Source organism: Pseudomonadales bacterium, from assembly GCA_041395945.1.
Taxonomy (GTDB): domain Bacteria; phylum Pseudomonadota; class Gammaproteobacteria; order Pseudomonadales; family Azotimanducaceae; genus SZUA-309.
Map to the genome: position 1 here is coordinate 316,146 of JAWKZN010000002.1, position 19,274 is coordinate 335,419.

The 19,274-nt window shown below is 60.0% G+C and carries 13 protein-coding genes; 3 read left to right on the plus strand and 10 right to left on the minus strand.

What is annotated here, in order from left to right; translation table 11 throughout:
* The first annotated feature begins 219 nt into the window (after positions 1-219).
* Both gltB and R3E82_18170 read left to right on the plus strand, forming a co-directional pair.
* Entirely contained in the window at positions 220-4,815 is a 4,596-nt protein-coding gene (gene gltB, locus R3E82_18165; GenBank protein MEZ5552813.1) for a glutamate synthase large subunit, read from the plus strand.
* Positions 4,816-4,937: 122 nt separating this feature from the next.
* Positions 4,938-6,401 carry a glutamate synthase subunit beta gene (locus R3E82_18170; protein ID MEZ5552814.1) on the plus strand — a complete coding sequence of 488 codons (1,464 nt, stop codon included), beginning with the start codon at positions 4,938-4,940 and terminating at the stop codon, positions 6,399-6,401.
* 64 nt (positions 6,402-6,465) lie between these two features.
* Here R3E82_18170 and R3E82_18175 read toward each other — a convergent pair whose 3' ends face one another.
* Genes R3E82_18175 through R3E82_18210 form a run of 8 tightly spaced genes read right to left on the minus strand, consistent with a single transcriptional unit; the run spans position 6,466 to position 14,742 of the window.
* Positions 6,466-8,031: an AAA family ATPase gene (locus tag R3E82_18175; GenBank protein ID MEZ5552815.1), complete on the minus strand. Its 1,566-nt coding sequence runs from the start codon at positions 8,029-8,031 to the stop codon at positions 6,466-6,468.
* Positions 8,019-9,146 (minus strand): 3-dehydroquinate synthase, encoded by a 1,128-nt coding sequence (gene aroB / locus R3E82_18180; protein ID MEZ5552816.1) that lies wholly within the window; start codon positions 9,144-9,146, stop codon positions 8,019-8,021. Before aroB ends, R3E82_18175 begins: the two co-directional genes overlap by 13 nt.
* A 20-nt stretch (positions 9,147-9,166) precedes the next feature.
* Positions 9,167-9,691, minus strand: a complete 525-nt coding sequence (gene aroK, locus R3E82_18185) for a shikimate kinase AroK (GenBank protein MEZ5552817.1) — start codon at positions 9,689-9,691, stop codon at positions 9,167-9,169.
* A 48-nt stretch (positions 9,692-9,739) separates the two neighbouring features.
* On the minus strand, positions 9,740-11,845 hold the full coding sequence (gene pilQ / locus R3E82_18190) for a type IV pilus secretin PilQ (GenBank protein MEZ5552818.1): 2,106 nt from the start codon (positions 11,843-11,845) through the stop codon (positions 9,740-9,742).
* A gap of 29 nt (positions 11,846-11,874) precedes the next feature.
* The gene (locus R3E82_18195; protein MEZ5552819.1) at positions 11,875-12,441 is read right to left on the minus strand and encodes a pilus assembly protein PilP; all 567 of its coding nucleotides are present in this window, start codon (positions 12,439-12,441) and stop codon (positions 11,875-11,877) included.
* 38 nt (positions 12,442-12,479) lie between these two features.
* Entirely contained in the window at positions 12,480-13,091 is a 612-nt protein-coding gene (pilO, locus tag R3E82_18200) for a type 4a pilus biogenesis protein PilO (GenBank protein ID MEZ5552820.1), read from the minus strand.
* 4 nt (positions 13,092-13,095) lie between these two features.
* Positions 13,096-13,677, minus strand: a complete 582-nt coding sequence (locus tag R3E82_18205) for a PilN domain-containing protein (protein MEZ5552821.1) — start codon at positions 13,675-13,677, stop codon at positions 13,096-13,098.
* A complete protein-coding gene (locus R3E82_18210; GenBank protein ID MEZ5552822.1) occupies positions 13,678-14,742 on the minus strand; it encodes a pilus assembly protein PilM in 1,065 nt (354 codons plus the stop codon).
* A gap of 145 nt (positions 14,743-14,887) precedes the next feature.
* On the opposite strand from R3E82_18210, the gene R3E82_18215 reads away from it, so the two are divergent.
* Positions 14,888-17,416: a PBP1A family penicillin-binding protein gene (locus R3E82_18215; GenBank protein MEZ5552823.1), complete on the plus strand. Its 2,529-nt coding sequence runs from the start codon at positions 14,888-14,890 to the stop codon at positions 17,414-17,416.
* Positions 17,417-17,422: 6 nt separating this feature from the next.
* Here the strand turns inward: R3E82_18215 and R3E82_18220 are convergent, their stop codons facing one another.
* Both R3E82_18220 and rpmE read right to left on the minus strand, forming a co-directional pair.
* Positions 17,423-18,817 (minus strand): M48 family metalloprotease, encoded by a 1,395-nt coding sequence (locus R3E82_18220; protein MEZ5552824.1) that lies wholly within the window; start codon positions 18,815-18,817, stop codon positions 17,423-17,425.
* A gap of 174 nt (positions 18,818-18,991) precedes the next feature.
* Entirely contained in the window at positions 18,992-19,207 is a 216-nt protein-coding gene (gene rpmE, locus R3E82_18225) for a 50S ribosomal protein L31 (GenBank protein MEZ5552825.1), read from the minus strand.
* Between the last annotated feature and the right edge of the window lie 67 nt (positions 19,208-19,274).

The following is a 19,274-nucleotide window of genomic DNA, read 5'->3' on the forward strand; positions in this document are numbered from 1 at the left end:
ATAAAAAGCTGACAGGCGGGTAAAAGATTGATCCGGGCGCACCGGTGGCTTCAGGACACGCCGCGCACTCACCGGCACGAGCAATTCCGACAGGTCCGAACCGCTCGGTACACCGAGCAGACGGCGGGTTGCGCGCCAATCTGAGGCGGCACTGTCAGCCCATCCGCCAAGGGGCACTGGCGGCCGATGGGATATGTGTAGATTTGAGGTAGGAACTGCATGAGCACAACCACGCCTGTGGAAAGGACGGACGGACTGACCGGTGACGGCAGAGCGTACGGCTTTCCGCAAAAAAGCGGTCTCTACGATCCGGCTGAAGAGAAGGACAGCTGCGGCGTTGGCTTCATCTGCGATATCAAGGGTCGCCCGAGCCGCGGGATTGTCACCGACGCCCTCTCCATGAACTGCTGCATGGAACATCGGGGTGGCGTCGGCTACGAGAAAAATACCGGTGATGGTGCCGGCATTCTGGTCGGTATGCCTGAAGCGTTCCTGGCCAAGGTCGCCCGTCGCGACCTGGATATCGAGCTTCCGGCAAAAGGCCAGTTCGGCGTGGGCAATGTGTTCCTGCCCAATGATGCCCGTGCGCGCAGCCATTGCATGGCGGTGATCGAGGCACAGATTGCAGCCGCAGGTCAGACGCTGCTCGGCTGGCGCGAGCTTCCCGTGCATCCGGACGGCGCCGGTATCGGCAACGCTGCACGCGCTGCAATGCCCGCCTTTGCACAGCTCTTCATCGCTGCAAAAGGCGTATCGGGCGATGACTTCGAACGCAAACTCTATGTCATCCGCAAACACGCCACTCATCTGCTGCGCGGAGACGAGAATCTGGCGGAACGGAAGGCTTTCTATGTCTGCAGCCTGTCCTCCAAAGTCATCATCTACAAGGGCATGCTCACTCCGGAACAGGTCGAGCGATTCTATTCAGACCTGAGTGATCCGGACTTCCATTCCCATCTGGCAATGGTGCACTCGCGGTTTTCGACCAACACCTTCCCGTCCTGGGATCGTGCTCAGCCCAATCGCTTCATGAGCCACAACGGCGAAATCAACACGCTGCGCGGTAACGTCAACTCCATGAACGCACGCCAGGGCAACATCAGCTCGCCCCTGTTTGGCGCGGATATCGAGAAACTGTTTCCAATCGCCGAGAAGGACTGTTCCGACTCCGGAAACTTCGACAACGTCCTCGAATTTCTGCTCATGTCCGGCCGCACCCTGCAGGAAGCCGTGCTGATGATGATTCCGGAAGCCTGGCAGCAGCATCCGACGATGGATGAAGCCAAGCGGGCGTTCTACGAATACAACTCCTGCCTGATGGAGCCCTGGGACGGTCCGGCATCGATCGCCTTCACCGACGGCAACTACATTGGCGCCGTACTGGACCGTAACGGCCTGCGTCCGAGCCGCTACTACATCACCAGCGACGACAAGTGCATCATGGCCTCGGAAGTCGGGGTGGTGGACGTCGATCCGGCCACGGTCATACAGAAAGGCCGGTTGCAGCCCGGGCGCATTTTCCTCATTGATTTCGAAGCGGGCCGGATGATTCCGGACGAAGAGATCAAGGCCCAGTGGGCGGGTGCCAGACCGTACAAAAAATGGCTCGACGAACAGCGCATCGATCTCGACCACCTGGACCCGGCCAGCCGTTCACACGGCTTCTACCCGGAAACTCTGCGTCCCCGCATGCAGGCCTTCGGTTACACCGTGGAAACCATGCAGATCATGCTGCAGCCCATGGTGACCGAACTGCGCGACCCACTGGGTTCGATGGGCAATGATGCGGCACTCGCCGTCATGTCCGACAAACCGCGCATGCTTTACGACTACTTCAAGCAGCGTTTCGCCCAGGTGACCAACCCTGCCATCGATTCGATCCGGGAAGAGGTCATCATGGCGCTGAACTGCTATGTCGGCCCGGAGCAGAACCTGCTGGATCCCACCGAAACGAACTGTCATCGACTGCGGATCGATCATCCCATCCTCTCGAACGAGGAACTGGCCGCCCTGAAGGAGATGGACCATAGGGGCTGGCGCAGCAGGAAGATCGACATCACCTTTGCCCCTGGATCCGGAAAGAAGGGTCTTACGGAAGCTCTGGATCGCATCTGCGCGGAAACGACACTTGCTCTCACCGAGGGCTACAGCCTGATCATCCTGTCGGACCGCAAGGTCGATCACGATCACATGCCGATCAGTTCACTGCTGGCGGTAGGCACAGTGCACCATCACCTGATCCGCACCCATGCCCGCACCCGGATCGGCATCATTGTGGAAAGTGGTGAAGCGCGGGAAGTCCACCACCACTGCCTGCTGATCGGTTACGGCGCAGACGCAATCAATCCCTATCTTGCCTTCGAGGCCCTCTGGGATGTCCGCGCAAAAGGCTACCTGGACGATGCGCCCCACATCAATTCGGATCAGGATGTGGTGGCCGCCTACCGCAAGGCCACGGCGAAGGGCATTCTCAAGGTGATGGCCAAGATGGGCATCTCCACGCTGCAATCCTACAAGGGTGCGCAGATTTTCGAGGCAATCGGCATCGCCGATGATCTGATCGAGCGCGCCTTCGTCGGAACTTCCTCCCGGGTTCAGGGGGTCGGGCTGGAAGTACTCGCGGAAGAGACACAGCGTCGTCATCAGATCGGCTACCCCAGTCGCTCAAATAATGTGGCCGTGCTCCCGAACCCGGGCGACTTCCACTGGCGCAAGCATGGCGACACTCACATGTGGGATCCGGAATCCATCGCAGAGCTGCAGGTGGCCGCGCGGGTCGGCAGCGAGGACGCCTACTGGCGTTTTGCGAACCATGCGAACAACGAAACCACCCGCCACAGCATGCTGCGCGGACTGCTGACTTTCCGCGAGGGTACCAACGGCGGTCCGATTCCGATCGAAGAAGTGGAGCCGGAAAAGGACATCGTCAAACGCTTCGCCACTGGTGCCATGAGTTTCGGCTCCATCAGTGCGGAAGCGCACGAGTCGCTGGCAGTGGCGATGAACCGCATCGGCGGCAAGTCCAATACCGGTGAAGGCGGTGAGGACTCCTCGCGCTTCATCCCCCTGGCCAATGGCGATTCGAAGCGCAGCGCGATCAAACAGGTCGCCAGTGGACGTTTCGGTGTCACCATCGACTACCTTACCAATGCAGACGAACTGCAGATCAAGATCATTCAGGGCGCGAAACCGGGTGAAGGCGGCGAACTGCCCGGACACAAAGTGGACGATGTGATCGCCAGCATCCGTCACTCCACACCTGGTGTCGGTCTGATCAGCCCGCCGCCCCACCATGATATCTATTCGATCGAGGATATCGCCCAGCTGATTCACGATCTGAAGAATGCCAACCCCCTCGCCCGCATCAGTGTGAAGCTCGGTGCGGAAATTGGCGTTGGCACAGTCGCGACCGGTGTCACCAAGGCACGGGCCGACCACCTGGTGATCGCGGGCGACACCGGCGGTACAGGGGCATCACCACTGACTTCGATCAAACATGCAGGTGTGCCCTGGGAACTGGGCATCGCGGAGACCCACCAGACGCTTGTGATGAACAATCTCCGCTCCCGGGTGGTGCTGCAGACCGACGGTCAGATCAAGACCGGGCGGGATGTGGCCATCGCCGCCCTCCTCGGCGCGGAGGAGTTCGGTTTCGCCACGGCGCCCCTGATAGCGCTCGGCTGCATCATGATGCGCAAGTGCCACCTCAACACCTGTCCGGTGGGTATCGCGACTCAGGATCCGGCACTGCGCAGGAAGTTCGCCGGCAAGCCGGAACATGTCGTGAACTATCTGTTCATGGTGGCGAAGGAGTTGCGGGGCATCATGGCGGAAATGGGATTCCGCACCATCAATGAGATGGTCGGTCGCGTGGACGCCCTGGAGGTCAACGCAGCAGTCGACCACTGGAAAGCCCGGGGTCTGGACCTTTCAAGTCTGCTCACCCCGGCGAAGGTACCACCCGAATTTCTCGGTTCCTATGCGATTCACCAGCAGGATCACATGCTGAAATCGGCTCTCGACAACGAGCTGATGGAACTGGCCGAACCTGCGATCGCCCGGGGAGAGAAGGTCTACGATGAGCTGACCATTGTGAACACCAACCGGGTCGTGGGCGCGATGCTTTCCAACAGGATCATTCGCGAAGTCGGTCCACAGATGCTGCCCGACGACACCATCCACTTCAAATTCCACGGCAGTGCGGGCCAGAGTTTCGGCGCCTGGCTGGCAAAAGGGGTAACGCTGGAAGTGGAAGGCGATGCCAACGATTATGTCGGCAAGGGTCTGTCAGGGGGGCGTGTCGTGATCTACCCGCCGAAGGACTGCCTGTTCAAACCCGAAGAAAACATCCTCGTGGGCAACGTCGTGCTTTATGGCGCCACCAGTGGTGAGTGTTATCTGCGCGGGGTGGCCGCCGAACGCTTCTGCGTCCGCAACAGCGGAGCCAGCGCGGTGATCGAAGGTGTCGGAGATCACGGCTGTGAGTACATGACCGGTGGCAGAGTTGTCATCCTCGGGCCCACCGGGCGCAACTTCGCTGCCGGTATGAGCGGAGGAATGGCCTATGTGTGGGATCCCCGCAGACAGTTCCCGCGCCAGTGCAACATGGAAGGTGTAGAGCTCGAAGCGGTCGAGGCTTCGGCAGATATCGCCGAGCTCAAGACCCTGATCGAGAACCACTATCGATACACCGAATCCAGTGTCGCTCGCGCCGTGCTGGACAACTGGGAACGCAGCCTTCGGGAATTCGTGAAGGTGATGCCTACCGACTACAAACGGGTCCTCGAACAGCGCGACGCCGTCAGCGCGGGTTGAAAAGAGTCAGCGCGGGTTGAAAAGAGTCAGCGCGGGTTGAAAAGAGTCAGCGCAGGGTGAAGAGAGTCAGCGCGCAGTAAAGAGCGACTGCGCGGGTTAATCAGAAGGTTCTTCAGGTAGTTATGGGAAAAGTCACCGGTTTCATTGAGTTCGAGCGCAGGACCGAGTCGTACCGGGAGCCTGGCTCCCGCCTGCTCGACTTCAAGGAGATTTACACCGAGCACGACACTGCGCAACTGGAGATCCAGGGATCGCGCTGCATGGACTGCGGGGTGCCGTTCTGCCAGTCAAACGAAGGTTGCCCGATTCACAATCTGATTCCGGAGTGGAACGACCTGGTCTATCGCGGCCGCTGGCGGGCCGCCCTGGATCGCCTGCACAAAACCAATAATTTCCCGGAGTTCACCGGCCGGGTCTGCCCGGCACCCTGCGAAGGCGCCTGTGTGCTGGGCATCACGGACCCGGCGGTCACTATCAAGAACATCGAGATGGCCATCGTCGACCGCGGCTATGCCGAAGGGTGGATTGTGCCCACGCCACCGCTGGAGCGTTCCGGCAAACGGATCAGCATTATCGGTTCCGGCCCCGCCGGGCTCGCAGCCGCGGATCAGCTCAACAAGGTTGGCCACAGTGTTACCGTTTATGAGCGCGCCGACCGCATTGGCGGGCTGCTCATGTACGGTATTCCGAATATGAAGCTGGACAAGCTCGAAGTCGTGCAGCGGCGCATCGACCTGCTCCGGGAGGAAGGGGTGACCTTTGTGACCGGCGCCCATGTCGGCGACGGCGAGAACGGCACTCTGTCGGTGAAGGCTCTGATGGATGATTCCGATGCCCTCCTGCTGGCGACCGGTGCTACGGTACCCCGCGACCTTCCGATCCCCGGCCGCTCCCTCAACGGGGTGCATTTCGCCATGGATTTTCTGACCCGTAATACCCGCAGCCTTCTCGACAGCAATCACGAGGACGGTGCGTACATCAGTGCGAAAGACAAACACGTGATCGTGATCGGTGGCGGCGATACGGGTACCGACTGCATCGGGACTTCCCTGCGCCACGGTTGCCGCAGCCTGGTCAATTTCGAGCTGTTTCCCCAGCCGCCGGAAGGGCGCGCGCCGGATAATCCCTGGCCCACCTGGCCGAAGATCTACCGGACCGATTATGGTCATCAGGAAGCCGCGACTCGCTTCGGCGCCGATCCCAGGGTCTACAGCATCTCCTCCACCGAGTTTGTGGATGACGGTGCCGGCAATGTGAAGGCAATCCGCACTGTCGACGTGGTCATGAAGAACGGCAAATTTGAGAACGTGCCAGGCAGTGAACGGGAATGGCCGGCGGATCTGGTGCTGCTAGCGATGGGCTTCCTGGGCCCCGAGCACCTGGTTTCGGACCCGATCGGTGTGCAGTACGACCCGAGATCGAATTACCTGGCCGAATATGGCGTGTACCAGACCAGCACCGCCAAGGTGTTTACCGCCGGTGACTGCCGGCGCGGACAGTCCCTGGTGGTGCGGGCAATCAACGAGGGGCGCGAAGCGGCCCGGGAAATCGACCGCTTCCTGATGGGAGAAACCCAGCTGCCTTGAGCTGCTGCTGCCGGGCCTGCTGATTCCGGCTTACCGGCGCATCCTTCGGCCTTCCGTTCCTGCGCTACTGCCGTTGCACCGTGCGGATTGCCGTATGCACCTGCGCCAGTGTTCTGATCCAGGGTTTCACCTTGGCCGCACTGCCGGTCAGCGCCCGGGCAGCTCTTTCTGCCTCCGCTTTCGAATCAAACACACCGTAAACCACCACATGCAGTGTCCTGCCATCCCGCGCCAGCTGGTAGGTGGCAAAACGCTGGGGTTCCGCCTGCTCCGCAACGAACGCGGCCGCGCGCTCTGCCGACGACAGCGTGACGAGCTGGACCGTATACGCACCCGGTGGCTGCTCGAGCAACCAGCGACCGTCCTTCCCACCGGCAGCAGAAGGCGCCGGTTTCGGCGCAGGAATCGGCGTCTGCGACTGAGGCACTGCGCTGACTGCTGGAGAAGGACCGGAGGCTGCGACAGTGGGTGCTGGTCTGGATTCTGACACAACGGCAGCCCGCCCGGGCACCACGGGCGCAGCCGCGGATGAAGTCACATCCCGGCCGGCCAGGGAGGTCGGTTGCTCTGCGACTTCGGCAGTTGCAGACGCTGCCGCTTCGACCGAATCGGTTCCCGCGGTTTGCCGGGCGGCAGATGCTGCGCTGCCTACAGGCGCAGGGCCGCTCACCACAGATCCGGTGTCCGCCGCGGTTTTCGTGCTGCCGACCGCCGGCGCAGGCAGGGGCACTTTTACCACCTCAGCGGGAGTTTCATCTCCGCCATCGTCGGTGAACAGCACCCAGCCCAGCGTCGTCAGGATGATCAGCAGAATTAGCAGCGATGTATGCAGACGGGGAAAGCCCGGTCGGGACTGACCAAAACCGCCGCTCTCCAGTTTCACCAGCAGTACGTTGGCCATCTGATTGATTCGCCCGGGCAGCCCTTCCGACAGCCTCACGATCTCTTTCACCTGCTGGTCGGTGAAGGGTATACGGCCGCGATAGCGTACCTGACGGAAGCGCCACTCCAGATATTCCCTCGTATCCGCCTCGCCATATCCGGAAAGACGGATTTCATGCCAGCCTACGCCGGCTCTGTCCGCGGCCCTTTCAATACCGGCAACCAGCCGTACCTCACCGAACAGCACCATGCGCAGTCCGGACCGGTCTGCCAGGTTGATCAGTTCATCGATCGCCCGCGGTTCCAGCAGTTGCGCGTCATCAATCAGCACCACACACTGGCGCCCGCCCTTTTCCTGTTCGCTGACATGATCCTCGATCAGGGATTTGAGCAGCTGGACGTTGGCATCCGCAGGTGCCGCCAGCCCGAAACCCCGGGCGATCGCCATCACAACTTCATGGCTGGTGTTGATAAGGGCAGCGTTCACCCGGGCAGCCTTCACCCGCGGCTCCAGACTCGCCGAAAGCTGACGGTACAGGGACGTCTTGCCCACCCCTTCCGGACCGGTAACCAGCAGCACGCGTCGCGACCAGTGACTCAGATGACGCAACTGTTCGAGGTGGGTCTTGCGGTCACCACGGTCAAAGAAGCCCTGATCCGGCTTGCTGAAGGGATTGTGTGTCATTCCGAGAAAAGTGCGTTCCTTTTCGATTGGCCTGCCGTCCGGGGAACTTTCTACAGAAGACACAATGATTCACCTGCGCTCAGAGTTGCTCGCAATTCCCGTTGACCCACGTCCTGGGCGACATAGGCTTCTCCGATACGACGGGCAAGGATCAACCGTAACCTGCCATCCACCACCTTCTTGTCCATGCCCATGGCCAGCGCCATCTGCTCAGCCTGCAGAGGGGGTGGCGCCACCGGCAGGCCGAAATCGGCAACCGCTTTCCGGATCTGCCGCGCGTCTGCGGCCTGCAGCACGCCCAGCCGGGCAGACAGATCGGCCGCCATGACCATCCCGATCGCTACCGCTTCACCATGCAGAAGACTGCTGTAGTGGGTGAGTGCCTCGAGGGCGTGTCCGAAGGTGTGACCGAAATTGAGCAACGCCCGCACACCGGCCTCCTGTTCATCGGCCGCCACGATCTGCGCTTTGATTTCGCACGAGCGCGCCACCGCATGAATCAGCAGCGTTTTTTCCCTGGCCAGCAGACCGGCACGGTTCGCACACAGCCAGTGGAAAAATTCACTGTCGGCTATCACCCCGTATTTGAGCACTTCCGCGAGCCCGGCACGGAACTCCCGATCCGGAAGGCTGTTGAGCAGATCGAGGTCTGCCAGCACGAGAGCCGGTTGATGGAAGGATCCGATCAGGTTCTTGCCTGCGCTGTGATTAACGGCCGTCTTACCGCCCACCGATGAGTCCACCTGGGCGAGCAGGGTGGTGGGAATCTGAATGAAACGAACCCCCCGCTGGTAGGTTGCCGCCGCAAACCCGGTGATGTCTCCCACCACGCCACCACCAAGCGCTATCAGGGTAGTCGTGCGGTTGTGTCGCTGTGTGATCAGGAAATCGATGATCCGTGTGTAGTTCGCCAGGCTCTTCTGAGCTTCACCGTCCGGCAGGGTGAACACATCCACCTGCGCATTGCTATCGAGCAGACCGCGCAACCCCTCCAGCATGAGAGGACCAACCACATCGTTGGTTACGATCGCCACCTGGCTGCCTGCAATGTACTGACGCAGAATGTCCCGGGCTGACTCGCGACCGGCGGCCAGCATCCCGGTTCCGATGAAAATCGGGTAGCTGCGCTCGCCCAGATCCACCAGGACTGTCCGCGCAATGCCTGGTGTGCTGCTCATTGCGCCGCTCCGCGCGCTGCTCATACGATGCTGTCTTCCTTGAGTTGCCGCACGATGTCGCGCACGAGTGTTTTCGGGGTCTGTCGATCGGTGAGGAACCGGTAGTCGGCGATTTCCTGATACAGCGGATCCCGTTCTTCACGCAGCCTGGTCAGTGTCGCGGCTCTGTCGACGTGCTGCAACAACGGCCGCTTCCGATCTTTCGCGGTGCGCTCCAGAAGCCTCTCCAGCGGGCTGTCCAGGTGCAGCACACAGCCCCGAGCGGCCAGCATGCAGCGATTCTCCTGACGAACCACAGCCCCGCCTCCGGTTGCCACCACGACAGCCGGCCGGCTGGTCAGATCATCGAGAACCTGGGTTTCCCGCTCCCGGAACCCCGCTTCTCCTTCCACGTCGAATATCCAGGCGATGTTTGCCCCGGCCCGCTTTTCGATCTCATGATCGGTATCGAAAAACTCGTAGCCCAGCGCCTGGGCGAGCAGACGTCCGACGGTGCTCTTACCCACAGCCATCAGACCGACGATGAAAATGCTTTGATCGCTCATAAAAAAACGGCGCCATATGGCGCCGTCTAGTGTAGTCCTTAGCGGACGTCAGAGCGACGTGACGCTGTCCTGGATGATCCTCGGAGTGATGAAGATCAGCAGCTCGGTCTTGTCATCCCGCTCCAGCGTTCTGCGGAACAGCCGTCCGATGTAGGGCAGGTCGCCGATGAAGGGGGTCTTGGTGACCGAGATGTTCTTGTCGGTCTGGAAGATGCCGCCCAGGACAACCGTCTGACCGTTATCAACCAGTACCAGGGTCTCGATCTGATTGGTATTAATGGAGGGCACTCCGTTGAACACCTGACCGACCGTGTCCTGTTTGACATTCAGCTCCATGATGATCCGGTCATCCGGCGTGATCTGCGGCGTCACTTCCAGGGCCAGGGTGGCGTCCTTGAAGGATGTCGAGGTCGCGCCGCTGCTGGTGGCCTCCTGATAGGGAATCTCCACACCGGATTCGATGGTGGCAGGCGACTTATCGGCGGTGATCACCTTGGGTCGGGCAACCACTTCCGCCTTCCCATCCGACACCAGCGCCGACAGCTCGAGGTCGAGAATGTAATCCGCGCCGGTGACGCCGATGCCGAAGGTCGTGGCACTTCCCGAGGTAGAACCCAGGTCTACAGCCAGATACTCAGGTGAGGTAACTGCGCTGCCTGTCTGCAGTTCATTCAGCGTCTGCAGTGAACCGCCTATTCTCACAGCGGTGTCACCATCATCGTCGAGAGCCGCACCGCCCCAGCGTATGCCGAGTTCTTCGGAGAAGGTATCGGATGCCGTCACGATGCGCGCCTCGATAAGCACCTGCCGTACCGGAACATCCAGCTGGTTGATCACGCGCCGGAATTCCTCCAGGCGATCAGCGGTCTCGGTGAGGATGATCGCATTAGTACGCTCATCGACAATCACACTGCCACGCTCGGAAAGCACCGACTGAGTGGATCCACCCGCACTGTTGAAAAGCTCAAAGAGCTGAGTCGCACTTGCATAGCGGATCTGAATGAATTCAGTCCGAAGCGGTGCGAGTTCCGAAATCTGCTTCTGGTTTTCGAGTTCGAGTTTTTCCCGTGCCGCAATTTCAGCGGCGGGTGCGACCAGCAGGACGTTGCCCACCTGACGCTTGTCGAGGCCCTTGGTCTTCAGAATCAGTTCCAGCGCCTGATCCCAGGGCACGTTCTTCAGCCGCAGGGTGATGCGACCGCTTACGGTGTCACTGGCAACCAGGTTCAGATCGGTGAAGTCGGCAATGAGCTGCAGAACCGAACGAACCTCGATGTCCTGGAAATTCAGAGAGAGCTTCTCGCCCGTGTACTTGAACAGGTCCTTACGCTGCTCGACCTCTCTGTTCGTCAGCGGACGGACATTGATGGTCAGCGTGTTGTCCGCCTGATAGGCGAGATAGTCATAATCACCATTGGCGGTCACCGTGAAGGTGGTGTGCTCGCCCTCCTGCAGTGCATCGACGATGCTCACCGGGGTCGCGAAGTCCCTCACATCGAGGCGCCGGCGGAATTCAGCCGGAAGCTCCGTGTTGCGTACTTCAACCTTGACCTTACCGGAAGAACTGGTGACGTTGACCGGCGCCTTCGGATTGGACAGCTGCACGATAATCCGGCCATCACCCGAATCGCCGCGACGGAAATCCACGCCGGTGATCCGGGATTCCTTGAGTGAGCGCGACTGAAAACTGGAGTCGGTTGCGGAACTGAGCTGCTGTGATGCCGGCATCCCGGAGGAAACGCCCCCCCCGACAGTCACATAGAGAGTGTTCCCCTGAATCTCGGTCTCGTATCCGACCAGCTCGGTGAGGTTCACAATGGCCCGGGTGCGGTCCTTGGTGGATATCACCGAAACCCGACGCGCATTGCCAATACCCAGATCGTGGTGCTTCTCATCAAGCGTGCTCTGCACGCCTGGCATATCGAGCACGATCCGGGCGGGTTTTTCGATGGTATAGCCGGTGGGCTCCGGCGGTGTGCCGTCGAACTGCAGGCGGATTTCTGTTTTGTCACCTGGAAGTGAGGAGAACTCGATCGACTCGAGCGTCGATGCAGCCCAGGCAGGAGCGACGAACAGGATCGCCAGCAGCCCGAGCAGCCGCTTCGCGGTGTCCTTGAAATTCGCGTTGCCTCCGTCAGCTAAGGAGTCAGCCATAGAGTTTGCCAAAGAGCTGATCATTATTTTCATCCTCTGTTTCCAAGACCCAAACTGACGGTGCGAAGGCGTTCCACCCAGCCACCCGTTCCGTTCGGGACAATCTCGACGAGTTCAATTTCCGTTTCGTCGATAGTCTGAATCCTGCCGTGATCCGTGCCGATGTAATCCCCGGCCTGTACACGATGCACGCCACCCTCGCCATCCTTGATGAGAGCATACATCGCACTGCCCTGGGAGAGGGTACCCACCATGGACAGCGACGATATGGCGAACTGCTCGAGATACTGCTTGACCCTGTTGAAGTTGGGCGTGACTTCCGGCCCGCCGTCCGGGCGATCCGGCACCCGCACCACTACCGGTGGTTCGAACGGGCTGCGCAGGCCGCTGGCATTGTATGCGAAGGGCTCCACCTGCTCGAAAGAGGGGAGCGGCTCGATGGTCCCCTTGGGCCGGGCATCCACCTCATCCATGAATGCCTGCAGATCGGAGAAGTCGTCATTCGAGCTGCAACCTGAAGCCAGCACGGCAAAAAACAGCAGCCCCAGCCCCCGGAAGAGAGACCCCGACCATGCAGACAGAGATTCACTCAGCATTTTGGTCATCCTTACCAAGCCCAACCTTGCCATGCCCATCACTGAGCCACATCCAGGTAGCGATAGGTCTTCGCAAGGATCGACATTTTCAGAAAGTCCGGCGAGCCCTGCGGTTGAATATTGAAGTCGTGCAGCGTGACGATTCGGGAAAGCGCTGCCACCCCGCTGACGAAGGAACCGATCTTGTGATAGTTACCCTCAACTACGATGTTGATGGGCAGTTCCGCATAGAATTCGGTGCGCTTCTCTTCACCCAGATCGATACTCTCGATGGTGAGTTCATTGTCCACAGCCGTACGCGTAATGTCGTCCAGCAGACCCGGAACTTCCGTATCTTTCGGCAGCTGCTTGAGCAGAGCTCCGAATGTGGCTTCCATCTCCAGCTTCTGTGCCCGGAGTTCTTCGAGATTCGCCGCCTGACGGCTCTTGCTCTCGTAGTCCCGGCGCAGATCCAGTTCTTTGGCGGCAACCTGCTCGAGTGTGCGCTGCTTGTCGGTCAGATAGAAGTAGTAGCCACAGCCCAGAATGAGCGCCAGCAGCAGCGTCATGATGATGGCTTTTACGGCGGTCGGCCATGCTCCGATGTTGTTGACGTCCAGATCATTGATATCAAAGTTCCGGAGCTGTTCGAGTGTGTCCTGCAAAGCCATTCGATTAACCCCCCTCGGCCTGTTCAGCTGCCTGGCCGGGACTGACCTGAACGAAGGTCAGATCGAAGGTACTGGCTTGCGGGCCGTAATCCGCATTCTTCGGATCTTCCTTGATGCTGCGAAGATTCGGTGACGCGAACCACTCAGACTCATCGAGATTGCGCATCAGGGAAGAAATGCGATTGTTGGATTCTGCCGCGCCCTGGACCTTGAGATTGTGCCCGGCCATCTCCAGCTTTCTGTAGTGCACGCCCTTCGACAGCGTCCGCACCATCTCATCGAAAACTTTCACGATCACCGGCCGGTTGCCCTGCAGCTCCTGGATCACCCGCATCCGTTCGAGGAGTTCCTGACGCTGCTTGCGCAGATTCTGGATCTCCGCGATGCGCTGATCGAGTGCTGCGATTTTTGTTTCAAGAAAGCCGTTGCGGTTCTGCTGGTTTTCAATGTTGTTGTCGAGCACCCATCCCCCGAGGAAGACGAGCATCGCGCCCAGCACCAGAACACCGGCCAGGTTGCCGAAGAATTCCTTCTTTTTCCGCTCGCGTTCCCAGTCGCGCCAGGGAAGCAGGTTGATATGTGCCATCTAGTCGAAGCTCCTCATGGCCAGGCCGCAGGAAATCATCATCGCCGGAGCATCATTCGCCAGAGCGTCCGCATCGACCTTGCTGGAGAGCGACATTTCTCCGAAGGGATTGGCAATGATGGTCGGCGTGCCGAGCTTGTTCTCAATCATCTCTGAGAGACCATCGATGGAGGAGGTGCCCCCAGCCAGCACGATGTAGTCCACATCGTCGTATTGGGAAGAAGAAAAGAAAAACTGCAGCGAGCGGGTCACCTGCTGGAGCACAGCCTCCTTGAAAGGCTGCAGCACTTCCTCTTCATAGTCATCCGGAAGACCACCCTGCTTCTTGGCAAGGCCCGCCTCCTCGAAGGAAAGGCTGTAGCGGCGCTGAATTTCTTCCGTGAGCTGTTTGCCCCCGAAAAGCTGTTCCCGGGTGTATATCGAGCGGTCGTCCGCCAGCACTGAGAGCGTGGTCATGGTCGCGCCGATGTCTATGATTGCGACCACCATGTCATCCGCGTTCCCACCCAGCTGGGGCTTCAGCAGTTCGAACGCGCGCTTCATGGCGTGTGCTTCGATATCCACCACGGCAGGCTTTACCTGGCCCAGGTCCAGTGCCGCCTCCCGCATTTCGACGTTTTCCTTCCGGCAGGCTGCGAGCAGAACTTCCACCTGATCCGGATTGCGCTCGGAAAGGCCCTGAATTTCGAAGTCGATGGCGACTTCATCCAGCGGATACGGAATGTACTGATCCGCCTCGACGGTGATCTGGTTTTCCATCTCCTCATCGGACAGGCCGGCATCCATCTCTATGGTCTTGGTAATGACGGCAGAGCCGGCAACCGCGACTGCGGCAGCCCGGGATCCGCATTTCGAACGGCTGATCACCCGTTTGATTGCTTCACCTACCCCTTCCACATCGCTAATATTCTTCTCGACCACGGCATTAGGCGGCAGAGGCTCCACCGCGTAGGCTTCGACCCTGTACCGGTCGTTGGTCTTGGAAAGTTCGAGCAGCTTTACGGAAGTGGAGCTGATATCTAATCCAAGAAGGATATTGGACTTCTTACTCAGGAATCCCAGCACGGTAAAATTTCCTTACGTTCGCGGGCACTTACATCCAATTCATGCAGTTCAACATTAAATACCAGGATTACCTTATCCGCAATCCGATCCCTGTATCGTTGCCGCGACCATGACACCCAGGTCCCGACGCGTCACGTTCCGTATTATGTGGCTGGCCCTGGCCGGTGTATGTGCCACAGTGCTCAGTCTCGCGGGCATGTATCTCTATCTGGACCCCCAGATCCCCAGAGCCGAGACCTACAGGCACGTAAAACTGGAGACTCCACTTCGAGTGTATACGGCCGACGCCCGGCTTATTGCAGAATTTGGTGAACGACGTCTCATACCTGTAACCCTGGCTGAGGTGCCCGGGCACTTCATCAGCGCCCTGCTGGACACCGAAGACAAGCGTTTCTACGAGCACAACGGGGTCGATTTCGTCACCCTGACCACCGCAGCGCTGGATCTCGTGATGAATATGGGTGAGATTTCCCGCGGTGGCTCGACCATTACCATGCAGCTGCCGAGGAATCTGGGGACTTTTTCCCGGGATCAGGTCTTCATACGCAAATTCAAAGAGATTCTGCTGGCTCTGAAGATGGAGCGGGAGCTCTCGAAAGACGAGATCCTCGAGCTCTACATCAACGCCGTGCCCTTCGGTAAGCGGGCCTACGGTGCCCAGGCCGCCGCCTATACCTACTACGGCAAACCCCTCGCGGAGCTCACCCTCGCTCAGCTTGCCATGCTGGCGGGCATACCCCAGGCACCCACCGCGGGCAATCCGATCAACGGACCCGAGCGGTCCATCAACCGCCGCAACCTGGTATTGCGGCGAATGCTGGAGCAACGCTCGATCACCCCGGCAGAGTTTGATGTGGCCGTCGCAGCCCCCATTACCGCCCGCCTGTACGCCCGGGAACTCGATGTGCCCGCGCCCTATGCGGCCGAATGGGTCAGGCAGCAGCTCATCCGTCGATTGCCGGACCTCTATTCCGGTGGCTACGAGGTCTACACCAGCCTGCAGAGCGAGCTCCAGGCGGCTGCAGACAGCGCACTGCGCAAGGGGCTGCTGAGCTACGATCGCCGCCACGGCTATCGCGGCCCGGAAGCGCAGCTGATGATTCGCGAAGACGAGCCACTGGATGACACCCGCATTCAGCAGACCCTGGCCGAAATGCCGCTGTACGGTAATCTCGAAGCTGCTGTCGTCAAACAGGTTGATGAAAACGCCGCAACCGTCCAGCTCGCCGGCCGTCGGGAGGTCGTGCTCGACCTGGACGCTGTGCGCTGGGCGCGCTCATTTATCGATGTGGATACCAGAGGACCCGTCATCACCCGGGTTACCGACGTGCTGGGCCCGGGTGATCTGATCCGGGTCGAGTACCTGGGGAAGGTGGCCCGGGAGATCGACGACAGCCAGGCTGCGGAAGCCGCGGCGGCAACCGGAGGCGGTGCCCTGGCTTCCGCTCCCGTAACCGAGGTTCTGGTGGACGCCTGGCGCCTCGCCCAGCTTCCGGAAATTCAGGGCGCCCTGGTCTCCCTCAATCCGGATACGGGCGCGGTGCTTGCGCTCTCCGGTGGATTCGATTTCGGCATGAACCAGTACAACCATGCCATCCAGGCCGCCCGTCAGCCCGGCTCGGGTTTCAAACCCTTCGTCTACTCGGCGGCTCTGAATTCCGGTGTCACGCCGGCCAGCATATTCATGGATGCCCCGCTGGTCTTCGACGATAAGAACCTGGAATCCGAGTACCGACCTGACAACGACAACAATCAGTACAACGGGCCGACCCGCCTGCGCGTCGCCCTGTACCGGTCCATCAACCTGGTGTCGATGCGGGTGCTGCTCGATGTCGGCGCCGGCAACGTGCTTTCCCACGCCCAGCGTTTCGGCTTCGATACCTCAACTTTCCCCCGCAATACCCAGCTGGCTGTCGGTGGCGGCACCATGGCCGTGACCCCCCTGCAGATGGCCAGCGCCTATGCCATCATCGCCAATGGCGGCTGGAAGGTAGAGCCCAATCTCGTCACGCGGGTGGTCGACATCACCGGCACGGAAGTCTTCAAACCCATGTATTCGGTCGTGTGCAGAGAGTGCAGCGAAGACGCTCCGGCATCTCCAGCGAGCGAAGAACCTTCGAGTCTGGAAGATCTGCTGGCACAGACGGCCGAAGGCGGAACACCCGCCGCCGTGGTACCGCCTGCGCCCAGAACCATCGACGCCCGCAATGCCTGGATCATGAACAACATGCTGCAGGATGTGATCAAGCGCGGCACCGGACGCCGGGCCGCAGTCGAATTGCAGCGCTCGGACATCGCCGGCAAAACCGGAACCACCAACGACGCAGCCGACACCTGGTTCAACGGCTACAACCCGGACGTCGTCACCACGGTTTGGGTCGGCTTCCCGAATCACCAGGCTCTGGGCTCCAGAGAATACGGATCCAACACCCCGCTGCCGATCTGGATCGACTATATGAAAGTGGCCCTGGCGGATCGACCCCAGATCTCCCGGCCGCAACCTCCGGGTATCGTCACCCGCAAGATCAATCCGCGCACGGGCGAACTGGCGAGCGCCCAGGATTCAGATGCGATATTCGAATACTTCCTGCAGGAGCATGTGCCGACCACGTCGATCGCCGAGCGGCGGATTGAGCGGAAGGATGATGAAATCAAGGCGGTCGATATTTTCTGATCCTGTCTACTGCACGATCTTCACAAAATCCCCCGCCCGGGGTTCCCCGATCGGGTGCATGCCATTGATCACCCGCAGGGTCTCTGCCGGATAGGTCTTGATCGAGGATTTCTTCGCAAGACTTGCAAAAGTGTCCGAAGGACTGGCGACTACGACCTTGATCCGTTGACTGTTGGCAACCTTGAGATCCTCCGCCGTCATCGCACGGAAGGAACTCAGGGTAGCCAGCCAGTCCTTGCCGAACTGTTCCAGGTCGCTCATGGGTCCTGCCTCACCCCGGAACAGATAGACATTCGATTCCTTGAACACCACGGCAATCGTCCGTGCTTTCGCCGAGCCGTCGGTGACCTCGATGCTGGCGAGAAAGGCCTTGTAGCCGTTGATGTCCAGCTCCTGGCCATCCACCACATCCTGCTTGAGGGTTTCAGCGACATATTCCGCTGGTGTCTGGGGTGTCGCGGGACCCGGCATCAGCCGCACGCTGATATTTGCATCGCTCGTGCCGGGCGCCTTGCCGAGCACTTCTGTTGCAGTATTGGCCACATCCCAGTTTTCCGGGAAGCCGATCACCACCCGCAGTGACCCGTGGTAGTAGGAAGTGCCTTTGATCAGTCCTGTTGCCGCCTCATTGCCATAGACCAGACCATCGATCATTTCCCAGAAATCTCTTTCCGGCTCCCGCAGTTCCTGCGGAAACAGGTGCAGTGATTTTTCCACCGCCTCGTGGAGGCGTTTGTCATTCTTGGGGTGGCTGGCAAACAGACCGTGATACACGGTGGGCTGCTTGAGCACGTTCTTGGCAAACAGCGAATGGTCCTTGAGCACATGGATCACGTCGATCATCGCGAGCGGGTTGTATCCGGCCCTGGCCAGAAACTCCCCGCCATACTCATCCGACTCGAGTTCGAAGTCCCGGCGGTAGCCCGAGGTGATGGTGGCCGTCGCGGTGTTGGAGAGATCCGCGATGGCTGTGGTGCCGGTAAAGATCGAGCCGATGATGCCCGCGACCGTACCGAATGCACCCATGAGGTTCGAGCGCTTCGCGTGCTCTCCCACCACATGGCCGATCTCGTGTCCGATGACACCGGCAAGCTCGTCCTCCGAGCGCATGTAGGCGATCAATCCCCGATGGATGAAGATGTAGCCATCCGGCAGCGCGAACGCATTCACCGAGGTGTCGTCGATCACGTAGAAGTGGTATTCCTTGCCCGCATCTGCACTGACCGCGACCAGTCTCTGGCCGATTTCGTCCACATACGCCTGCCACTCGGGATCGTCGTAGAGACCGCCGCTTTCGAGCAGCGACTGATAGGTCTTGGATCCGGGACCCGCCCAGCACAGAGCGCCTGCAAGCAGCAGCAGCGGGAAAAGCCTGGCAATGCGTTGGGCGGTCGTGGTCAAGCAATCACCTGAACTGCGGCACCCTGTCCGACAGGTACCAGCACGTCATACTCAGTATCGGCCCGACATTAGACCGCAAATACTGAGCCGGTTCAGCTCGAGCTGTTCCGGGAAGGTGATTCGAAAAAAGTGGGGAAGCTGAGGGTCCTCAGTTCCCGGGAAAGACGGCTGACCTTACTTGCTCAGGCCGCGCGTACCGAAACGCTTACGGAAGCGCTCAACCCGTCCGCCTGTATCCATCATCTTCTGCTTGCCGGTATAAAACGGGTGGCAGGCGGAGCATACGTCCAGATGGATGTCGCTGCTGAGCGTCGAGCGGGTTTCGATCACATTACCGCAGCTGCAGGTAGCTTTGATGTCCTGATACTCGGGGTGGATGTCCGGCTTCATGGTCTTTCCAGTCTTCCCCCGGTGGCCGCGCAGCCCCGTATTCGGGCTCGTTCCAGGGCACTCGAGG

Bases quoted from the DNA above. Each gene is read 5' to 3' on its own strand.
- R3E82_18205 (MEZ5552821.1), bottom strand. From the start codon at position 13,677: ATGGCACATATCAACCTGCTTCCCTGGCGCGACTGGGAACGCGAGCGG.
- aroK (MEZ5552817.1), bottom strand. From the start codon at position 9,691: ATGAGCGATCAAAGCATTTTCATCGTCGGTCTGATGGCTGTGGGTAAG.
- pilO (MEZ5552820.1), bottom strand. From the start codon at position 13,091: ATGGCTTTGCAGGACACACTCGAACAGCTCCGGAACTTTGATATCAAT.
- aroB (MEZ5552816.1), bottom strand. From the start codon at position 9,146: ATGAGCAGCACACCAGGCATTGCGCGGACAGTCCTGGTGGATCTGGGC.
- rpmE (MEZ5552825.1), bottom strand. From the start codon at position 19,207: ATGAAGCCGGACATCCACCCCGAGTATCAGGACATCAAAGCTACCTGC.
- R3E82_18215 (MEZ5552823.1), top strand. From the start codon at position 14,888: ATGTGGCTGGCCCTGGCCGGTGTATGTGCCACAGTGCTCAGTCTCGCG.
- R3E82_18170 (MEZ5552814.1), top strand. From the start codon at position 4,938: ATGGGAAAAGTCACCGGTTTCATTGAGTTCGAGCGCAGGACCGAGTCG.
- pilQ (MEZ5552818.1), bottom strand. From the start codon at position 11,845: ATGGCTGACTCCTTAGCTGACGGAGGCAACGCGAATTTCAAGGACACC.
- R3E82_18195 (MEZ5552819.1), bottom strand. From the start codon at position 12,441: ATGCTGAGTGAATCTCTGTCTGCATGGTCGGGGTCTCTCTTCCGGGGG.
- gltB (MEZ5552813.1), top strand. From the start codon at position 220: ATGAGCACAACCACGCCTGTGGAAAGGACGGACGGACTGACCGGTGAC.